Raw genomic sequence first — 21,611 nt, forward strand, 5'->3', positions numbered from 1 at the left:
ATGAGAGCGGCAGTAATTGGAGCTAGTTCCGAATCAATCTATGCAATTACTAAAGCCAAGGAACTGGGACTGGAAGTCGTAGCCCTTGATGGAAATCCGGAAGCACCTGGTCTTAAAGCGGCAGATGCTTCCTTTGTTGTAGATATTAGAAATCCTCAGAAGGTAAAAGAGATCCTGGATTCAAACAAACCAGATGTTATTCTTCCTGTTCCTATCGGAAGATATCTTACTACCACTGGTGTGATCAATGATTATTACGGACTTTGCGGTGTTTCTGAGCATAGTTCCAACATTTGTACTGATAAATATGAGTTTCATAGAATTCTTGCAGAGCAGGGCCTTAGAAAGGTTGAGCTGTATCTGATTCCTGCAGGTCAGGATGACACTGATGTGGATGAGCTCAATCAGGTATTTCCTGTGGTGGTTAAGCCAAGATTTGGGTCTGGAAGCAGAGGCGTTGAGATCTACAATACCAAAGAACAGCTTAAAGAGGGCTTTTTAAATGCAGCTCCTTATGATGAGGACTACATTGTGGAGACAATGGTTGAGGGCGTTGAGTACGGTCTTGATGGCGTCTTCGAGGATGGAGATTTCAAGCTGATTCTTCTTCGTGGTAAAAGAAATACACCACCTCCATACAGAGAGTGCGTAGGCTATTATTCAGTAATTGAAACCGATAAGAACAAGGATTTCTTTGACAAGGTTAAGAAGCTGATGCAGGGAGTTGGTGAGGCCTTTGGCTTTACCAACAATATCGTTCATGCAGATATTATCAAGGATAAGGATGGAAATCCTTTCCTGATCGAGACTTCAGCCAGACCATCCGGACACAATCTTCACAACCTCTTTACTCCTATGGCCAGTGGAGTGGATGAGGTTACAGAGTTTATTAAGATGGCAGTTCCTGAGCTTAAAAAGTCACATTCCTTTGAGCCATCAGTGCATAAGCACATGATGATCAGGTATTTCGATTTTGAAGATGTGAGAGTTAATAAGGTTCCTGATGAGAAGGAACTTATGAAAAAGTATCCAATTAAGGCATGGCAATGTAATCTAAAGAGTGGAATGTATCTTGGCAAGGTTACAAATGGCGCTTCCATCATGGGAAGAGGCTATTATGTTCTCGAAGCAAGTTCATTCTTTGAACTGGATGGTTATGCAGATGCCATAAAAAGCGAGTTTGAGTTGGAGGATAATAAATGAGCTCTGTTGCAATCATAACAGCAAGGGGCGGAAGTAAGAGAATTCCCAGAAAGAATATAAAGGAATTCTGTGGAAAACCTATAATCTGCTATTCGATAACAGCGGCTATTGAAAGTGGAGCATTTGATGAGATAATGGTTTCTACAGATGACAAAGAGATAGCGGAGGTGGCCATTTCCGCTGGTGCTGTTGTGCCATTTTTTAGAAGTGGTGACACTGCTAATGATTATGCCACAACAGATCAGGTTATTGCAGAAGTTCTTTTGACATACAAAGAGAATGGTAAGGAATTTGACAGATTCTGTTGTATTTATCCAACAGCTCCATTCATAACTCCCGAAAGACTTAGGGAAGCTATGGATAAGCTGGATCAGCATGAATCAGTAACACCTGTTGTTCAATTTTCATACCCTCCACAGAGGGGCTTTGTTATTGAAAATGAAAGGCTTGTAAGGAAATATCCTGAGTTTGCAAGCACCAGATCCCAGGACCTTGATAAGCTTTATCATGATAGTGGCCAGTTCTATGCATGTAGGACTGATGCTTTCTTTAGAGACAATACAACAGACACAGATGATATGGTTCCTGTAATCCTCAATGAGAGCGAGGTTCAGGACATTGATACCTTTGAAGACTGGATGATAGCTGAACAGAAGTACAGAGCCCTTAAGAGCAAGGGCACAGATCTGACAGCTACAGTATTTGATGATGATGCCCTTCAGACTCCATATTACAGAATAGATGAAGCTAAGCTTTTATCAGATACTAAGATGCTACAATCCGCACTGGAAGGCAGTTGGAATAATTACATCTGTTCTTTTTCTGTAAAGACCAATTCACTTCCATGGCTTCTTACTTTCTTTAAGAAGCAGGACTTTTTTGCAGAGGTAGTGTCCAAAGAAGAATACGAGCTTTCCAGAAGACTTGGATATCCTAAGGATAAGATCATATATAATGGTCCAATTAAGGATAGGAAGACCTTTGAAGAAGTTCTTTTATCCGGTGGATATGTTAACATGGATTCTTCTTACGAGCCTTTATGGCTTAAGGAGATTGCAGAGGAGAATCCAGATAAGAACCTTAAGGTAGGACTTAGAGTTAATTATGATATTCATACTCTAATCCCGGATGAAGTTCTTGCTGACGAAGAGGGAAGCAGATTTGGATATTCCTACGAGAATGGCCAGCTTGCTGAAGTTGTAGAACAAATCAATAAAATAACAAATGCTACCATAGTTGGACTTCATTTACATTCCTCCACCAAGTCAAGATCAGTTAAGGCATACGAGGCCTTGGCCAGTGTGGCTGTCAAAATGGCAGAGGAATTTAATCTGGACCTTGAATATGTTGATATGGGCGGTGGATATTATGGAGGCGTGGAAGGTAAGCCTGACTTCAGACAATATGTTCCAGCCATAGCCAAGGTCCTTTCACAGAAGTTTATTCCAGATAAAACCAAGCTTGTTATGGAGCCAGGAGTATCAATGGTTTCATCAAGTTTTGATTTTGTGACAAGCGTTATTGATACAAAGCACATCAGAGACCATGTCTATGTAGTGATTGATGGAAGCAGAGTCAACCTCAATCCACAGGTTACAAGAAGATGGTATCCTCACAGATTTGAGTTTAAGGGTAGTGACAACAGACAGACCCTTGATAACCAGATGATCTGTGGTGCTACCTGTATGGAATATGACAGACTTTTTGCGGCTGAGAATGAAAAAGAGCTAAAGACTGGAGACAGAGTTGTATTTACCAATGCAGGTGGATATACAGTTTGTCTTACACCTTTGTTCATTCATTATTTCCCAGGGGTTTATGTTAAAAAAACTGATGGCTCTTTGTTCGTGGCAAGAAAGCCCTGGACCAATGACGAATACATGCAGAACAATTACTATGAGCCTTGAATGATAACTAGTGTTATCTGTAAACTGTAGAACAGGAGAGGTTTTATATGCCTGAATTCAATCTTAATTCCAAGATCAAACTGGCTGATCATGTGATCAGTAAGGATAGTCCGGTATATATTGTGGCAGAAATGTCTGCCAATCATTTACAGGATTATAACAGAGCGGTTGAGATCATACACGCTGCTAAAGAGGCAGGAGTAGATGCAATTAAGCTCCAGACCTATACAGCAGATACAATAACAATTGATTCTGATAAGAGTTATTTCCAGATTACTGGAGGAACTATATGGGATGGAACAACCCTTCATAAGCTTTATCAGGAGGCCTATACTCCATGGGATTGGCAGCCTAAGCTGTGCGAGGTGGCAAACAGTCTTGGACTTGACTGTTTCTCTTCTCCTTTTGATTCTACTGCGGTGGATTTCATGGAGCAGATGAATATGCCAGCTTATAAGATTGCATCATATGAGATTACAGATATTCCTCTTATCAGAGAGTGTGCTTCCAAGCATAAGCCTATGATCCTTGCAACAGGCGTAGCCCTTGAAAGCGACATCCGACTTGCGATTGAGGCCTGCTTACAGGAAGGCAACAAGGATATCATCCTTCTTAAGTGTGTTTCAGCATATCCTACACCTTATGAAGATGTGAATCTTAACATGATTCCAACGCTGGCTAGTGAATATGGCTGTATCATGGGTCTTTCAGATCACACAATGGGAAGTGCCGTGGCAGTTGCTTCAGTGGCTCTGGGCGCAAGAATGATAGAAAAGCACATCACCTTAAAGCGAGCAGATGGAGGTCCGGATGGAGCATTCTCCATGGAGCCAGAAGAATTTGCTGAGCTTGTTAAGAATGTGAGAATTGTTGAGAAAGCTTTAGGAAAGAGCGAATACAAGCTTACTCCTGTTCAGGAAACTGAAAGAGAAGGAGCGAGAAGTCTTTTTATAGTAAAGGATGTTAAGGCAGGAGAGGTGCTGACCAGAGAGAATATCAGATCCATAAGACCAGGAAACGGCCTGCCACCTATAGAATTTGATAATGTTTTAGGGAAAGTAGCTACACATGACCTGTTCAGAGGAGAACCGCTTAAGTACGAAGATTTTAAGGAGGGCTAAATGTCATCAAAAAAGATCTGGATCAAAGCAAATGGTAATGGAATTATTGCTACAGGACACATAAGACGTTGCATGTCTATAGCTAAGGAGTTTATTCAGAAGGGAATGGAAGTGACCTTTGCTCTTTCTGATGAGCAGAGCGCCAATATCCTAAAGACCCTTTCAGATGAGGAAGGAAGCTTTTTTGAGGGCGTCATTCTTCATACCAACTATTCTGAGCCTTCTGAGGACATAGAGCTTTTAAAGGATATATTTGTTGAGGAGAAGCCAGATCTTTTCCTGATAGATACCTACTTCGTTACACCGGATTACTTTGAGCAGCTTAAAAAGATGCTTGATGAAGTGTCACCAGACACAAAGCTTGCCTATATTGATGACCTTTATAAATTCGATTATCCCGTTGATATTATTATCAATTACGATATAGAGATTCCAGAGGATTTCTATGGAGCGCCTATCAAGCTCCTTGGACCTGAATATTCACCTATCAGGGAGCAGTTTGCTCAGAACGATTATGTTATCAGGGACAGGGCTCAAAAGGCCTTTCTCTCTGCTGGAGGAACTGATCCCTATCATGTTCTGGGAGATATCCTCAAAGAGATATATTATGACGACAGCCCTTGCAGAGGAGTATTGGATCTTACAGGTATAACCTGCGAAGTTATCGTGGGAGCTCTTTTTGAAGATGATTATAAAAAAGAGCTTGAGGAAATGGCCAGTAAGGATTCCAGGATAAATATACACGAAGCTGTGGATAACATGGCCAATATTATGAAGGATTGTGATTTCGCAGTCTCTGCTGGTGGCACAACTCTTTATGAGCTATGCGCAGTGGGCGTTCCCACTGTAGTCTTTAGCATGGCTGATAATCAGGTGGATTTCGCCATGACCTTTGATAAAAAGGGAGCTGCCAAGTATGCAGGCGATGCAAGAAAGGACCACAGGCTGGTTCAGAAGATTGTAACCTGGGGAACAGCTGCTGTTGAGAACCCTGGATTTAGAAAAAGAATGAGTGACACCGCTCGCGGCCTTATAGATGGTATGGGGGCTAAAAGGATAGCGGATGTTATTGTGGAGCGTATATGATCAAGTTAAGCATTGTTGTACCTGTGTACAACATGGCATCTGACGGAAAACTGAATTTTTGCCTTGATAGTCTTGTGAATCAGACCCTTAAGGATGATTACGAGATAATAGCTGTGGATGACTGCTCAACGGACAACTCAATGGATATTTTGTTGGATTATCAAAAGAAATATCCTGAAAAGTTCATTGCACTTCACTCTGAGGTTAATCACCATCAGGGAGGAGCCAAGAACCTGGGCCTTGCCATAGCAAAGGGAGAGTGGATCGGATTTATCGATTCTGATGATTGGGTAGTTGAAGATTATTACGAAAGGCTCCTTAAGAAGGCAGAAGAGACAGGGGCCGATATGGTGGGGTGTGATTACTGCTTTACAGATGAGCATAGCTTCAAGGTTGGACAGATAGTACACAACAATAATTATTCCCAAACGGGCGTTATGGATGAGGAAAGGTATAAGAACCTCATTCTTGAGACAGGAAGCCTGGTTGTTAAGGTTTATAAAAGAGAGCTGATTCTTGGATCCTATGAGCCGGGAACCAGTGATCACGTGGATATTTTCCCGGAGGATATCTTTTACGAGGATAATGCAGTAAGTAATACCTGGATGCTGAAGTCTAAGCACTTTGAATATATTCAGGAGCCACTTTACTACTACTATCAGCATGAGATATCAACAGTTCACAGCATATCCAGAAAGAATCTTGAGGATAGAATGGCTGCTGGAAGGTTGATCCTTAAGGAAGCCAGAGATAATGGCTATTTTGACAAGTATAAGAACGAGATTGAATTTCAATATATAGTGTTATTTTATGTTAATACTCTTTTTTCTGCCATGCCTAAGAGCTCTAAGCTTTCAGGATGCTACGGATTTACCAAGGCCCTGGGAAAAGAAATGAAGGAAACCTTCCCTGATTTCCAAAACAATGCATATTATCAGGAGAAGATCCATCCAGAGGAAAAGAAGCTCATTAAGATGCAGATGAAATCACAGTTGTTATTCTATATATACTACAGATTACTGTGGTTTTACAGAGGACTTAGAAGTAAGGGATAAGATGTACGATAGAATTTATGTATGCCATACTTTTTATCATGTTTATGTGGCATGTCTTAAGGAATTTTATATAGGAGGAAATGGCGGAGCAAGTCTTGTTCTTTCCAAGATGTCCAACAAGTTTGGATCAATGGTAGAAAGAGCTAAGACCTGCGGTATTTTTGATGAGGTTTTTGAGTACGATGAGAAGGAGGATACCTTCTTCCCTGAACTTAAGAAATATAAGACTGATTCAGGTAATATCGCTGTCAATATGCTTAGAAGAATGAAGTTCTGCAAGCTTTTTGGAAAGCTTCAGGAGCAGTATGTTCCTGTGGACTTTTCTAAGTATAAGGATATTTATGTATTCTGCGATTCTGACCCGATAGGCTATTACCTTAGCTACAAGAAGATCAAGTACCATGCTGTGGAGGATGGCCTCGACTGCATAAGATACTATGATACAGCCAGATATGATAACAGGGGTCATTTTAAGATCAAGGCCTGGATGGCTAAAATGGGCTTTATCTTTATTCAGAATGGCTACGGTAAATACTGTATCGATATGGAGGTAAACAATATCTCAGTTCTTCCATATCCCTGTGACAAATATGTTGAGCTTCCAAGAAAGACCCTGACAGACAGACTTACCTCAGAAGAGAAGGAAAAGATGCTGAAGCTCTTTGTGGAAGACATTGATGGGCTTAATAGAAAGCTCTTTTCCCAGAGAGAAAGTGATAAGACCATTCTTGTACTGTCTGAGCCCCTTTGCGACCTGACAGTTAGGGAAAAGATATTTAGTGATATAATAGAGCAATATGGTCAGATTGACGGAAAGAAGGCTGCTGTTATAATTAAACAGCACCCAAGAGACCTTCTTGATTATAAGAATATCTTTAAAGAGGCAGTGGTCCTTGACGGATCATTCCCTATGGAGATGCTGAATTTCATTGATGGCCTTAAGTTTGACAGGCTGGTTTCAGTATATACTGTTGTGGATTCCATCAAATTTGTGGATGAGAAGATCTATCTTGGAGACGATTTCATGGATTTGTACGAAGCTCCGGAGATCCACAGACAGAATGAAGCTATAACAGATTAAGTTTTGGAAGGATTTTAGTTTTATGCGCAAAATTTACAAAAAGCTGATGGTGCTTCTTGATAAGAAGCAAAAGAGGCAGATGGTTGGAATAGTAATACTTATGCTGATCGGCGGTATTTTGGAATCCGTTGGTATTGCCCTTATTGCCCCGGTTATGCAGGTAGTTGTAGACCCTGAGCAGGTTCAGGAGAGCAGATGGCTTTCTCTTATCTACAATACCCTTCACCTTACCAATGCTACTCAGCTTGCGGCAGTGATAATGGTTTCACTTATACTTGTCTTTGTGGTAAAGAACATATTCCTGTATTTCATGAATGTGGTTCAGCTACGATTCGTTTATACCAATCAGTTCGCCACTTCAAGACGCATGATGATCAACTTCATGCAAAGACCTTACGAATACTACCTGAATGCTGACACCAGCATAATTCAGCGAAACATAACATCTGATGTTAATAACATGTACGGCCTTATCCTTAGCTGTCTTCAGCTTATCAGTGAGATGATTGTATTTGTTTGCCTTGTATTTATGCTCTTAAGTCAGGATGCCAAGATGACACTTAGCATAGCTACGCTTCTCGTGGCAGTGCTTCTTATCATCAAGTATTTCATAAAGCCTGTTATGGTAAAGGCTGGTCAGGAGAACCAGGATTACTACTCAGGACTGTACAAGTGGATTGATGAGTCTGTAACTGGAATCAAGGAAATCAAGATTGCAGCCAAGGAGAACTACTTCATAAATGGCTATGCAGATTGTGGCGCAGGCTATGTAAACGCTGTTCAGAAGTACAGCCTATACAACTCAACACCACGTCTTCTTATAGAAACAATAGCAATTGCAGGTATGATCGGATATATGCTTGTGGTTATGGCCGGAGGAGCAGACATTTCCCAGCTTCTTCCTCAGATCACAGTCCTTGCAGCTGCTGCAGCAAGACTTCTTCCAAGTGCCAACAGAATCAACAACTACATGACTTCAATCGCTTACTTTGAGCCATTCCTTATGAATGTTAGCGATAACCTTCAGACAGAGATACATGACGGCTCAATCTCATACAACAGTGAAGATTACAGGAAAAAGAGCTATGTTGAAAAGCTCCCTGTTACTAAGAATATAGAAATGAAGGAAATTACCTACAAATACCCAGGAACTGAGCACTACATCCTGGAAAAGGCTAACATGGAGATTCCTGTAGGAAAGTCAGTTGGTATTGTTGGAACATCAGGCGCAGGAAAGACCACCATCGTTGACGTACTTCTTGGCCTTCTCAAGCCAGAAAGCGGTAAGATCCTTGCTGATGGCGTTGATGCCATGGAGAACTATCAGGGATGGCTTAAGAATATTGGCTACATCCCACAGACTATCTTTATGATCGATTCTACCATCAGAAAGAACGTAGCCTTTGGCTATGCTGATGAAGACATAGATGATGAAAAAGTTTGGCAGGCCCTTAAAGAGGCTTCATTGGATGAGTTTGTTAAGACTCTTCCTGAGGGACTTGATACCAAGATCGGCGAACGCGGAATCAGATTATCTGGTGGCCAGAGACAGCGTATTGGTATTGCGAGAGCTCTTTTTGAAAACCCAGAGGTGCTTGTACTGGATGAAGCTACATCAGCTCTTGATAACGAGACTGAGGCAGCCATCATGGATTCCATTAACAAGCTTCATGGCAAAAAGACACTTATTATCATAGCTCACAGACTTCAGACAATTGAGAAGTGTGATATGGTCTACAGAATTGAGAACGGCAAGGCAGAAGTTAACAGATAAATCTGCAAGGAGGAATGATGAGTAGTGGGGTAACCGTTGCTAAAAAGAGAAATGCAAATATAGAGCTTTTGAGAATCGTAGCGATGCTGATGATTCTGGTGCTTCACTACAATTCCAGCGCAGATGTTCTGCTTCATTTAGGTGTTCCAGCCACAGGTGTGCAGGTTTTTGCCACCATCATGGAGGCAATCTGTATCACCGGATTAAATACCTATGTATTTATCAGTGGATTTTTTATGTCTAAATCTAAGGTTAAGCTAAGCCGCATGCTTCAGCTTATCTGTCAGGTGTACTTCTACACTATCCTCATTTCTATTGCAATGATGATGGTGGGAACCTATGTTGTTCAGGAGAACGACTCGGTTTATAAGTTTGTTCAGTACATTTTCCCTATTTCTTCAGAGCATTACTGGTTCGTTACAGCCTACGTGATCATGTATCTTTTTGCTCCAATAATGAACGTTGCTGTAGAGCACCTTAAGAGAGTTCAGCTTAAGGCTATCATCATTGGCCTTTTAGTTTGGTTCTGTATAATAAAGAGCTTTGTTCCTGTCTATTTTGTAACTGATGATAAGGGCTACAAATATGGATGGTTCCTGGTTCTTTATCTTATTGCTGCCTATGTAAGGAAATACGACGTGGTATTGTTTATTAACGCCAAGAAATCAGCCCTTGTATTCCTGATTTCCTGTGGACTTATATTCCTGTTTAGCATTTTCTTCCACTACGTGAATCTTACAAGAGGCGGATTTATCTACTATTCAGAGGTTCCAATCCACCTTAATTTCATATTCACCTTAACTGGCTCTTTGGGATTGTTCTCATTCTTTAGATTCTACAGAATGAGAGAGAACAAGGTGGCAGACGTGGTTAGATTCGTGGCTCCGCTTACCTTTGGTGTGTATCTTCTTCACATGCACCTTGAAATTCAGGGCAGATGGGTTACATGGATTGAGCATCTGATTGGAAGAGTTCCAGTAGATAGCGTTATTGGATACTTTATTCACCTTATGATCTCAATTTTCATCGTGTTTGTAGCAGGCATATTTGTTGACTTTATCCGCAAAACAATCTTTAGCTATGTTGGCAGAGTTATGTATAATACCTGGCTCTTTAAAAAGATAAGAGAATTGGATGAGAAGCTATGCTAAATAATTTCAGGTGCTATTTTTACAAATTCAAGGATTACCAGAAGCCATTGGAAAAGTACGTCTTTCCTTTGATTCTTCTGCTTTTCCCTCTGGTAGGCGTAAATGCCGGCCTTGACATATCAGATACGACCTATAATCTTGGCAACTACGAGTATATGAACAGCATTAACCCTATGTGGCTCCTTGCAACCTTCCTAAGTAACGTAGTTGGCAAGCTCATTATGTGTCTGCCCTATGGCTACACAATGCTTGGATTTAGCATTTACAGTTCTTTTATCATTAGTGCCATCGTTCTTATAGCGTATTATGGACTTCAGGCCTATATGCCTGGCTGGATGCTGTTCATCGGCCTTTTCATGTGCGAAGGCCTTTGCTGGTGCCCTAGAGTTATCATGTACAACAATCTTACATATCTGTTCATGACTCTTGGAGTAATATTCCTTTTAAAGGGCATATTTGCCTGGGAGAAGCAGAATCTGTATCTGTTCCTAGCGGGGGTATTTCTTGGAGTCAACGTATTTGTAAGATTTCCTAATATCACAGAGGCGGCTTTCATACTGGTTCTCTGGTTCTACTGTTTTATTACAAGGGAAAAGATATCTGAAACCCTAAGGCAGACCTTTGTCTGTATCCTTGGTTATGCCTGCGGATTTGGAGTTTTTTATATAATAGCGAGTGTTATGTATGGGCCAATGGCCTATTTTGGCATGATCCAGAGCCTCTTTGGAATGACAGAGGGCGCTTCGGATTACAGCAGCGTAGGAATGATATCATCTATTGTTCAGGCCTATGTTACAACAGGTTATGACATGATCATCATGATTCCATGTCTTGTGGCTGGAATAATCATGTTTATGCTCCTTCCGGAGAAGTATGTTCTTGTTAAAAAGATCTTATACATACTGGGACTCCTTATTCTGGTCAAGTTCTACTTCTCAACCGGAGTATTTACCAGAAACTATTTCTATTATGACAGCATGTTCCAGGCTGCCATGATGTTTGTGATAATAGCCATTATCTTATCGATAATTGGCACAACAGGTGTTTTGAATGGCAGCAAACAGGAGCAGACACTGGCATTTATGTCCCTTATCATCATCCTGATAACACCACTTGGAAGTAATAACTATACCTTCCCTGTTATCAATAATCTGTTCTACGTGGCTCCAATAACATTGTGGCTCATGAGAAGACTCATGCAGAGACTTGGAGAAGCCCAGTATCATTTCTCATGGCAGAGTATGATAACAATGGTTATTGTTGTAACCCTGATCCAGGGCACATTGTTCCGCATCAATTTCTCCTTTGTGGACGGAGCAGATGGTCAGGTCAGAGATGCTACGGTTTCGATGATACCTAAGGTCAGACATATGGTGACAACAAGAGATAATGCTGATAGCGTTGAGGAGCTTTATGCTTTTCTCTACACCAATGATCTTCTTGATCAAAAGACAATTCTTTTTGGAGGAATTCCGGGGCTGGCGTACGTTTACGATTTAGAGCCAGCTATTGATACAATCTGGCCAGATCTTGACAGTTATACCACAGAGACCTTTGATAATCAGCTTATGGAGCTCTCAACATCAGAGAACCCAACTCCTATGATCATTGTTGGCGCTCAGATGCAGGACTATGCCAACATCGGTGAGAAATACGATATTTTATTGGACTATATTGCCAATCACGATTATAATAAGGTCTTTGAGAGCGAAAGATTTATTGTTTTTACAGAGAACAAGTAAAGAGGAGCATTATTATGAATAAGCTTTTAGCACAGATTGCTAAATTTGGAGTTGTAGGCGTTATTGCCTTTATTGTTGATTATGTAATCTACAGAATTTTCAACGTTGTATTTGAGGCAACAGGCTTTAGCAACGTATTTCCACAGTACTACCTGATCTCAGCACTTCTTGGATTTACTGTTTCAGTAGTAGTTAACTATATCCTCAGCTTCAAGTTTGTATTTGAAAGAAAAGAGGATATCAGCAGAAAGAAAGAATTCATGATCTTCCTTATCCTGAGTATTATTGGTCTTGGTATCAATGAGCTCTGCCTGTTCATCGGATACGATGTTATCTATCTTAACTGGACTTGGCTTCAGAGTATTATGAGCGCAGGATTTGCTAAGGATGTATTCTTTAAATTTGGCGCAACTGGCGTAGTTATGGTATATAATTTCATATCAAGAAAGATTTTCCTTGAAAAGAAATAAGAGGTAAGAGCTATGAGAATTAACTTCAACGTACCACCATATACAGGAAAAGAGTTTGATTATATCAAGGAATGTGTTGAGAATCAGAAGATCTGTGGCGATGGCCCATACACAGCTAAGTGTAACGAATGGATCGAGAATAAGACTGGCGTAACCAAGGCCCTTCTTACAACATCATGCACGCATGCTACAGAAATGGCAGCAATCCTTGCAGACATTAAGGAAGGCGATGAAGTTATCATGCCTTCATATACCTTCGTATCAACAGCCAATGCCTTCGTTCTTAGAGGAGCAACTGTTGTATTCGTTGATATCAGACCAGATACCATGAACATGGATGAGAACCTCATCGAAAGAGCTATCACTCCTAAGACAAGAGCCATCGTTCCTATGCACTATGCAGGTGTAGGTTGTGAGATGGATACCATCATGGATATCGCCAAGAGACATAACCTGGTAGTTATCGAGGATGCTGCCCAGGGCGTAATGTCTACATACAAGGGAAAGGCCCTTGGTGCCATCGGCGATTTTGGTAACTACTCATTCCACGAGACTAAGAACTACAGCATGGGTGAAGGCGGTGCCCTTCTTCTTAGAGATGAGACCTATGTTGATAACGCTATCATCATTAGAGAAAAGGGTACTAACAGAACCCTCTACAAGCTGGGAAAGGTAGATAAGTACAGCTGGATCATGCCAGGTTCATCCTACCTTCCAAGTGATATGAACGCAGCTTACCTCTATGCACAGCTCCAGATGGCAGATGAGATTAACAATGCCAGAATGGATCACTGGAACAGATATTACCAGGCTCTTGAGCCACTCAAGGAGAAAGGCCTCATCGAACTTCCATATATTCCTGACTACTGTCAGCACAATGCTCACATGTTCTACATCAAATGTAAGGACTTTGAGGAGAGAAAGGGACTTATCGATTATCTTCAGGCTAACGACATTCTCCCTGCTTCTCACTACGTACCACTTCATTCTTCAAAGGCTGGCCTTAAGTACAGCCGTTTCGATGGCGAGGATAAGTACACAACCAAGGAAAGCGAGAGACTTCTTCGTCTTCCTATGTACTACAAGCTCACCAATGAAGACCTTGATGAAGTAGTTATGAGAGTCAAGGAATACTACAAATTCACATAATATGGCGCAGTTGTCATAGCTTTTTTGACACTACGTAATATGGAGTCCATATGAGTAAAAAGTCATTAAGAGCAAATTATATAGTTTCAGCAGTGATTCTATTTGCAATAGTTCTTATTACAGGAATTATTGGTGACTATTACTTTGACCTAAATGACGATTGTTTAATGAAGGACATCCTCTCAGGAGCCTACACAGGTGTTCCTGGGAGCCACAACATACAGATGCTATATCCAATTAGTGCATTCATTTCTGCATTTTACAGAATATTCGCAGGCGCTGACTGGTATGGCATTTTTTTGTGCGCCTGTCAGTACCTTTGCATCTTTATCATTTGCCATAGAACTGTGGCAATCTTTGACAGGAACGCCAAAGCCCTGGTAGGCATATTGGTTATGATTATTTCAGTGGGACTCATAGGCCCACACCTTCTGTACGTTCAGTACACCTTTACCTGCGGCCTTTTATCCGCAACAGCGGCTTATATCATTCTGACCCACAATAAGGATGGGGTAAAAGATCTAGTCCTTTCGGTAATTCTTATTTTTGTTGCATACCTACTAAGGTCAGAGATGCTTCTTTTGACCCTTCCTATGGTATATGTGGCAATTCTTATCAAGTGGATCAATGACAAGAATAATTTCAAACGTTATTTTATAACAGCCCTATCCATCGCACTTGCAGTACTTATTGGATTTGGCGCCAACAAGATAGGCTACTCAGATTCAGAATGGCAGGAATTCTACAGACTCTTTGATGCAAGAACAGAGCTTTATGATTTCCAGTACATTCCAGAATATGAGGGAAATGAGGAATTCTACGACAGCATAGGCCTTTCAGAATCTGAGCAGAAGCTTCTTATTAACTACAACTATGGTCTGGATGAAGAGATAAATGCAGACACATTAAGCGCTATAGCTAAGTATGCCAGCGATACCAGATCCTATGAGAAGCCATTTTCTGAGAAGCTTTCAGAAGCTCTTAAACTCTACCTATACAGACTTAGATATTTAAGTAAACCTAAGAGCTATCAGTATCCTATGACAGACTTCCCATGGAACATGGCAGTACTGTGCCTGTATATTACTATTCTTTTCATGGGCCTGTTCCCTATTGCGTGGGTAAGCTCAGTAAGACAAAAGCTCCTGATTACAGGTCAGCTCCTGCTTCTTTTTGCCTGCAGAAGCACCCTTTGGCTCTATATCCTTATTAGAGGCAGAGACCCTATTCGTATAACACATCCTCTGTACATTATGGAGATCCTCATTCTCCTAGGAATGCTTATGTTCAGATACATAGCACTTGGTAAGACCAATTGCTGGAATCAGGACCGCGATGACGAAGAAGCGCCTGATGACGATTGCGATGAGGACGAAGACGAGGAAGAGCAGGAAATAGAGGGCGAATCCCTTAGAGAAAGCATAAATAAGAACCCAGGCAAGGATGATATTGCCGTCCTTACAAGAATGGTACCTATGATCGCTATCATGGGGCTATTTGCATCCCTTATCATGGGAGTTGTAGATTATATCCCTGTTATCCGCAGTGAGAATGCCGCAAGGCAAGCCATGAGAGTGCACTATGATGCTCTTAACGATTATTTCAATGAGAACCCTGATTCCTTCTACTTTGTAGACGTTTACACCAGCGTTTCTGTAGCGGGAGAGAACCCAGAGGAAGCTACTTATTCAGAAAAGATGTTTAAAAATGTGGATAACTCCCTTCAAAATCACGACATTTGTGGAGGATGGGCTACTTTTAGCCCCCTCTTTAGAGACAAATTGGCGGCCTTTGGTTATAGTAATATAGAGACAGCTCTTTTAACCGACAATGCATACTTCGTCCAAGACATTAACGAACCTACGGACTGGCTTGTGGACTATTATGCAGAAAAGGGCGTTAGCGTCACCATAGAACAGCAGCAGATTGTGGGCGACGTGTTTGGAATTTACAAGCTTTCAAGGAGTAACTGATAATGGAGAGCAGATACCTGATGAGGGGCGAGAAGGTTTCGCTAAGACTCATCACTGATGAAGATACAGATTTAATAGTTAAATGGCGTAATAACCCGAGAGTTCGGGATAACTTTGTTTACCGTGAGGTCTTTACCCCAGAGAGCCACAGGGAGTGGATGAATACCAAGGTGGCAAAGGGTGAAGTTGTGCAGCTTATAATCTGCGACAACAGACAAATAGATCCAGATACCCAGGAGCTGACCCCAGTTGGAAGCGTGTACTTCCGTGACATCGACGAAGATAACAAAACCGCTGAATACGGCATATTCATTGGAGAAGACGACGCCATAGGAAAGGGCTTTGGCAACGAGACAGCACTTCTTGCCACCACCTATGCCAGGGAGCAGATGGGCCTTAAGAAGCTGATTCTTCGTGCTTTCACAGACAACACGCCAGCAATCAAGAGCTATGAGAACGCAGGCTTTGTTAAGATACAAGATCTTCCAAAGGTTCAGTGCAGTGATGGTCAAAAAAGTGATATGATATTGATGGAAAAAGTACTTTGATTGAAAGGTTTTACTATGACACCTAAAATGATTAGCTTTGTTATTCCCTGCTACAGATCAGAGAATACCGTAGAGTCAGTTGTTATCGAGATAGAAGACACAATGGCTGGGTTATCTGCGTACACCTACGAGATAATCCTTGTTAACGACGGATCCCCTGACAATACCTGGGATAAGTTAAAAGAAATAGCCTCCACCCGTAAGGACCACGTGATTGGAATTAACTTCGCCAAGAACTTCGGCCAGCATGCGGCTCTCATGGCAGGACTTAACGAGAGTAAGGGTGACTACGTAGTATGCCTTGATGACGACGGACAGACCCCTGCTAACGAAGTGGGCAAGCTTCTTGAAGCCCTTGAAAACGGCGCAGACGTAGCCTACGCAAGATACGCTCACAAGCAGCACAACCTCTTTAGGAACTTTGGAACCTTCATGAACGAATGGATGGCCAGCGTTATGATCGGCAAGCCTAAGGATCTGTTCGTGTCCAGTTACTTTGCCGCAAGACGCTTTGTTGTTGATGAGATGGTCAAGTACGAGAGCTCATATCCTTACGTAATCGGCCTTGTCCTTAGGACCACCAAGAACATCGTCAATGTTGACGTTAACCATAGGAAAAGAGAAATCGGCAATAGCGGTTATACCTTTTCCAAGCTCATGAAGCTCTGGATAAACGGCTTTACCGCCTTTAGCATTAAGCCCCTTAGAATTGCCACATTGTCCGGATCAATATTTGCTATCATCGGCTTTTTATACGGCGTTTACACAGTTATCAAGAAGATCATGTATCCTGATCTTCCAGGACTGACCACAGGTTTTTCCGCTCTGATGAGCGCTATCGTATTTATGGGAGGAGCCATCATGCTCATGCTTGGCATGGTTGGTGAGTATGTTGGAAGGATTTACATTTCACAGAACAAGAATCCACAGTTTGTGATACGGGAGACGACCCGCGATGAGGAAAAGTAGTACTTTTTGGGGAAAGCAGTTTAAAGAAGAAAACGTAGTATTAGCCTGGCTTATGTCAGGCTTATTTGGCGTTTTATCGGGTATTTTTCTGGTGTTTGGTTACCAGCTTGAAACCCATGGTAGCATCAACCTTACAGACAAGAACGCAATCCTTGTAATGGTCTGCATTATGGCCATTATGACCTTTGATTCAAGATACGTCTGGAGAAGCTATGACAACTGTGGAACCTCCAGGGACAGGCACTTCGCAGGAAGAACCCTTCCCAAGATCTTCACAGAAACAGACAGAAAGGCAGACAGGAGAGAATTCTACAAACTCCATCTGATTCTGATCGCCCTTAATATCCCAGTTCTTTTGGCAGAATTCCCCGGATTCTTCGTATATGATGCCCAGGACGAGCTCAACGAAGTCCTTACAAGGACCTTCACAACTCATCACCCGCTATTGCACGTCCTCCTTCTTGGTGGCACCATCACCCTTATCCACAAAATCTCAGGTTCCTGGAATGCTGGAATCTTCCTATACATCGTACTTCAGATGCTGGTAATCACCTGGATATTTGCCTATGTGATCACTTTCCTTAAGAAAAGAGGCGTAGGCAAAAAGTACCGTATTTTCTGGCTTTTATTCTACGGTCTTTTCCCAACTATCGTAATGTACACCCTGTGCTCAAGTAAGGATGGCCTGTTCTCTGCGCTGCTCCTTCTACTTACGGTTTTCCTTGTGCAGCTCTTTGAGGATCCACAAGAATTCCTTGCCAGTAAGACAAGAGTCGCAGCCTTTGTAGCAACTGCAGTTCTTATGCCATGCTTTAGACACAACGGCTTTTACGCCTACCTTGTATTCGTGCCTATAGCAATAGCTTTTTTATGGAAAAAGAAATCCATCAAGCTCACCACTATTTTGGCAGGCCCCATAGTTCTTTATCTTGTGGTAAACCTTGCCCTTAGTTCTCTCTTTGGCGCGACAGGAACCACACATCATCAGGAAATACTGACAGTTCCTATCATGCAGCTTGCAAGGAGCTATAAGTACGACAGAGACAGCATGAGCGAAGAGGATATTAAGACTCTTACAAGCTACATACCTGAAGAGAACCTCAACCTGTACACCGATAAGGTTTCTGACCTTGTAAAGGTGGACTTTAATAATGATCTTTACGAAGCCAATTCCAGGGACTTCTGGGACCTTTGGTTTAAGATGCTTAAGAAGAGTCCTGGAACCTATTTAAATGCCTGGCTTCTTACCTGCTATGGGTATTTTTATCCACCAGCTTCCTTTGATGTGTATAAGGGAACCTCTATGTTCACCTTTACCTATGAGGACAACTGTTACTTTGGCTACGAAGTGGAGCTTCCAGGAGAAAGACATAGCTTCATTCCTATAATAGACAAGTTCTACAGATACATTTCCATCGGCACATTTCCAAAGGATGCCCCAATTCCGGCTCTTATATTTGCCCCTGGACTGTGGCTTATAGTTTACCTTTTTGTTTTCTGCTACCGAATTTGCAGGAAAAAGAAAAATGGCGTTCTTCCATTTTTACCTATGGTCCTTACGTGCCTTACTGTTATGTTAGGACCAACCTATCTTGTAAGATACGTGGTGATTTTGTGGTTTAATCTGCCACTACTTATGGCCACGTCTGATGCTGAGTGATTTTTGGCTGGTTTGATTAACAATAGCAGGTGTGTTAATATTTAATGATGGCTTTTTATGCCATAAAACTAGGAAAAGGCTTATTTGATGAGAACAATTATTAACAGGAAAACAGCAATAAGACTGGTTTTTCTCTTATTTGCGATCATATGTGTAATGACAGTCTGGCCACTTAGAACCTGGACCAAGGTCCTTAAGACATCACCAGGCGGCGAGATTATCAGCGAGTCAGATTATATAAACCCAGATTTTCAGATGTCACAGAAATTTGTGACCCAGTATGAAAGGCTGAGTTCTATTGATGTATACATTTCTAAATTCGAGACAGGTAGATACATATACGCTGAGATCAGGGACAAGTACAACGTATCTGCCCTTAAGGTTATTGTTGATGTCAACGACTATCAGCTTCCATGCTATGTGACCATTCCTATGGAGCTTACAGTAGAGGTTGGTGAGGAGTACACATTAGTGCTTCAGGGCTGCAGATCTAAGTATTATGCGGCTTACGAGAGTATTCCTGATGATACAGCCTATGTTGGAAGTATATATATCAATGATGCTCAGGAAGTGCCTGGAGTGCATCTGGCAGCAATCTACAACTACAGATTGCCAATCTCCAAGTGGGTTTCACTGGGAATCATATTTGTGATCGCCGCTATTTATGCATGCATTTATCTGGCAACCTTCCTGTACTTTAAGAAGTTCCCTGATAAGAACAGCCTTATGACAATCGGTAAAGCCATTAAATACGTGGCTAACCCAGTAGCGACTGTTGTTTACCTGGTACTTATGATAATGGTATTTCCTCTTAGGATCTTTGATCTAAGGGCTGTGGACATTATCTTTTATGAGATAGGTCTTTTGATATGCGCCTTCTTCACCTTCTATGCCATTAACCACAGGGTGGTTACTCACAAGATTGGCATTTCATTCTGGGAGAGCGTTAAGAACAGCGATAAGCTCCGCTATATCCTTATCATGTTCTCAATGGCAATGGCCATCTGGTATGGCTGCGCCTACATGAACGACCTTTATGACATTTATCACACCCTTTCTGAGAGAAAAATGATGATCTGGCTTCTTATCATGATGCTTTTGACCTTCTCCCTTAAAGAGGCAGTCAATGTCTACAACGCGGTATGGCTTGTGGGCTCTGTGATCTACGGCGCCAATTACTACAGGCTTCATGCCCTTGCTGATACAGAAAAAGAGTATGACCTTAATAATGCTGCTCTTAAATACGGCATTATCATCGTCATCTTAGCTGGCGTGCTACTGATGAATGCCATAGTAGTTATTGCCAGATACATTGTTGGAAAGATTAAGACAAGAGATAAATCCCAGTACAGATTGTCCGCATTTGGAGCAATGCTGTTCCTTTTCCTGTTACTGATCGTTATTTTCAGGAACACCAGATGGTGGGGCGTAGTTCTTGCCCTTACATTCTGCGTATGGTACTTAAGGATCATGGTATGGCCTGGTAAAAAAGATTACCTCAAGATAGTTTCAGGTGGTTTCATGATGAACTTTGCCATCTCCCTTGTCTTTAGCCTTATGCACAGATATTTCGCAGGTTACGTACTTGGAAGATTTGGCTTTATCTTCCACACAGTAACTGTTACAGCAGAATACTTCACATTTATGGGAGCTGTTGCCTGCGTCCTTCTTGTGGCTAAGATCGTGGCAGCACCTAACGGATGCGGAATTTGGGAATTATTCAAGACAGCCTGGAAGGAAATAATCTTCTTTGGATGGACCATGGCCTATGCCATATTTACAGTATCAAGGACAGCATACCTTGCTATAGGAGTGTGCGTATTCCTTGTTATCGTAACAATATCTGTCAGATATAAGAGGCAGTTTGCCCGCATTATCGGTGTACTTGTGCTGTCAGTGATTCTTTGCTTCCCTGCAGCCTTTACACTTCAGAGAATAATACCTGCCATCGTGGCAGATCCTGTTATCTACGTTATTGACGAGACTGATGAGTTCATAAGAGGCGGAGCAGCCTGGGGCAGCACCAACTTCATGTGTGTTGAGCGCTTTACAGGTCTTTTTGCCACCAAGATTCTCGGCGTCGAAATTGGAGATTACTCATATCCTCTCGATGTCTACAACTACGATAGCAATGGCAATCCTCTTTATGACCACTACGGATATCCTATAGATGAAAGTAACGAGGAGTCCTACTACGAGGAAGGCCAGGATGGAAGACTCGACGTCAACGAGATGGGATTCCTTCTTGCATCTAATACAGTTACAAGAGCAGAGTTCAGAATGCTCCTTGAAACCATGAATGAATATGTGGATGTGGATAACCCACTGGACGTAATGTCTAATGGACGTATTACCATCTTCAGATCTTATATAAAAGAGCTAAATCTTACCGGTCATGATGAGATGGGAGCAGAGCTTCCAAACGGTGAGATTGCGATCCACGCCCACAACACATATATTCAGGTGGCCTTCGACCATGGAATTATAGTGGGAGCTCTTTTTGCTGTGCTTATGTTATTTGCTGTAATCTACAGCATTTACTACTATGGTAAGCACAAGAAGGAAGAGCCACTTTCACTTATGCCATTTGCCGTTATCATAGGCTTTATTGTGGCTGGTATCTCAGAATGGGTATTCCAGCTTTCAAACCCAATGACACTGGCACTTTTCCTTTCAATTGCACCACTGGTGTACAGGAAGAAGTGTGAATAATAATAGAAGT

16 protein-coding genes are annotated in these 21,611 nt (G+C 41.8%); all 16 read left to right on the top strand.

What is annotated here, in order from left to right; translation table 11 throughout:
* The 16 genes from T541_RS0100420 (at position 1) to T541_RS0100500 (ending at position 21,601) form a co-directional block, all read left to right on the top strand.
* Positions 1 to 1,203, top strand: a complete 1,203-nt coding sequence (locus tag T541_RS0100420) for an ATP-grasp domain-containing protein (RefSeq protein WP_026650852.1) — start codon at positions 1 to 3, stop codon at positions 1,201 to 1,203.
* Positions 1,200 to 3,110 (top strand): pseudaminic acid cytidylyltransferase, encoded by a 1,911-nt coding sequence (pseF, locus tag T541_RS22025; RefSeq protein ID WP_081779801.1) that lies wholly within the window; start codon positions 1,200 to 1,202, stop codon positions 3,108 to 3,110. Before T541_RS0100420 ends, pseF begins: the two co-directional genes overlap by 4 nt.
* A 47-nt stretch (positions 3,111 to 3,157) precedes the next feature.
* Positions 3,158 to 4,231, top strand: a complete 1,074-nt coding sequence (gene pseI, locus T541_RS0100435; protein WP_081779802.1) for a pseudaminic acid synthase — start codon at positions 3,158 to 3,160, stop codon at positions 4,229 to 4,231.
* Entirely contained in the window at positions 4,232 to 5,317 is a 1,086-nt protein-coding gene (gene pseG, locus T541_RS0100440) for a UDP-2,4-diacetamido-2,4,6-trideoxy-beta-L-altropyranose hydrolase (protein ID WP_026650854.1), read from the top strand.
* Positions 5,314 to 6,372, top strand: a complete 1,059-nt coding sequence (locus tag T541_RS0100445) for a glycosyltransferase (protein WP_242840729.1) — start codon at positions 5,314 to 5,316, stop codon at positions 6,370 to 6,372. The genes pseG and T541_RS0100445 overlap by 4 nt, the downstream gene beginning before the upstream one ends.
* Before the next feature lies 1 nt (position 6,373).
* Positions 6,374 to 7,453, top strand: coding sequence for a glycosyltransferase family 52 (locus T541_RS0100450; RefSeq protein WP_026650856.1), 1,080 nt, complete (start codon positions 6,374 to 6,376; stop codon positions 7,451 to 7,453).
* Positions 7,454 to 7,475: 22 nt separating this feature from the next.
* Positions 7,476 to 9,227 (top strand): ABC transporter ATP-binding protein, encoded by a 1,752-nt coding sequence (locus T541_RS0100455; RefSeq protein ID WP_026650857.1) that lies wholly within the window; start codon positions 7,476 to 7,478, stop codon positions 9,225 to 9,227.
* Positions 9,228 to 9,244: 17 nt separating this feature from the next.
* Positions 9,245 to 10,378: an acyltransferase gene (locus T541_RS0100460; RefSeq protein ID WP_026650858.1), complete on the top strand. Its 1,134-nt coding sequence runs from the start codon at positions 9,245 to 9,247 to the stop codon at positions 10,376 to 10,378.
* On the top strand, positions 10,372 to 12,120 hold the full coding sequence (locus T541_RS0100465) for a hypothetical protein (RefSeq protein ID WP_026650859.1): 1,749 nt from the start codon (positions 10,372 to 10,374) through the stop codon (positions 12,118 to 12,120). The genes T541_RS0100460 and T541_RS0100465 overlap by 7 nt, the downstream gene beginning before the upstream one ends.
* A 14-nt stretch (positions 12,121 to 12,134) precedes the next feature.
* Positions 12,135 to 12,590: a GtrA family protein gene (locus tag T541_RS0100470; RefSeq protein ID WP_026650860.1), complete on the top strand. Its 456-nt coding sequence runs from the start codon at positions 12,135 to 12,137 to the stop codon at positions 12,588 to 12,590.
* A 12-nt stretch (positions 12,591 to 12,602) separates the two neighbouring features.
* The gene (rffA, locus tag T541_RS0100475) at positions 12,603 to 13,739 is read left to right on the top strand and encodes a dTDP-4-amino-4,6-dideoxygalactose transaminase (protein ID WP_026650861.1); all 1,137 of its coding nucleotides are present in this window, start codon (positions 12,603 to 12,605) and stop codon (positions 13,737 to 13,739) included.
* Between the two features lie 50 nt (positions 13,740 to 13,789).
* The gene (locus tag T541_RS0100480; protein ID WP_026650862.1) at positions 13,790 to 15,712 is read left to right on the top strand and encodes a hypothetical protein; all 1,923 of its coding nucleotides are present in this window, start codon (positions 13,790 to 13,792) and stop codon (positions 15,710 to 15,712) included.
* Between the two features lie 2 nt (positions 15,713 to 15,714).
* Positions 15,715 to 16,260 carry a GNAT family N-acetyltransferase gene (locus T541_RS0100485; protein ID WP_026650863.1) on the top strand — a complete coding sequence of 182 codons (546 nt, stop codon included), beginning with the start codon at positions 15,715 to 15,717 and terminating at the stop codon, positions 16,258 to 16,260.
* A 15-nt stretch (positions 16,261 to 16,275) separates the two neighbouring features.
* Positions 16,276 to 17,229: a glycosyltransferase family 2 protein gene (locus T541_RS0100490; protein ID WP_026650864.1), complete on the top strand. Its 954-nt coding sequence runs from the start codon at positions 16,276 to 16,278 to the stop codon at positions 17,227 to 17,229.
* Entirely contained in the window at positions 17,216 to 18,889 is a 1,674-nt protein-coding gene (locus tag T541_RS0100495; protein WP_026650865.1) for a DUF6020 family protein, read from the top strand. Before T541_RS0100490 ends, T541_RS0100495 begins: the two co-directional genes overlap by 14 nt.
* A gap of 87 nt (positions 18,890 to 18,976) precedes the next feature.
* Positions 18,977 to 21,601, top strand: coding sequence for an O-antigen ligase family protein (locus T541_RS0100500; protein WP_026650866.1), 2,625 nt, complete (start codon positions 18,977 to 18,979; stop codon positions 21,599 to 21,601).
* The last annotated feature ends 10 nt before the right edge of the window (positions 21,602 to 21,611 follow it).

The organism is Butyrivibrio proteoclasticus P6B7 (assembly GCF_000622085.1).
In the GTDB taxonomy this organism is placed as follows: Bacteria; Bacillota; Clostridia; order Lachnospirales; family Lachnospiraceae; genus Butyrivibrio; species Butyrivibrio proteoclasticus_A.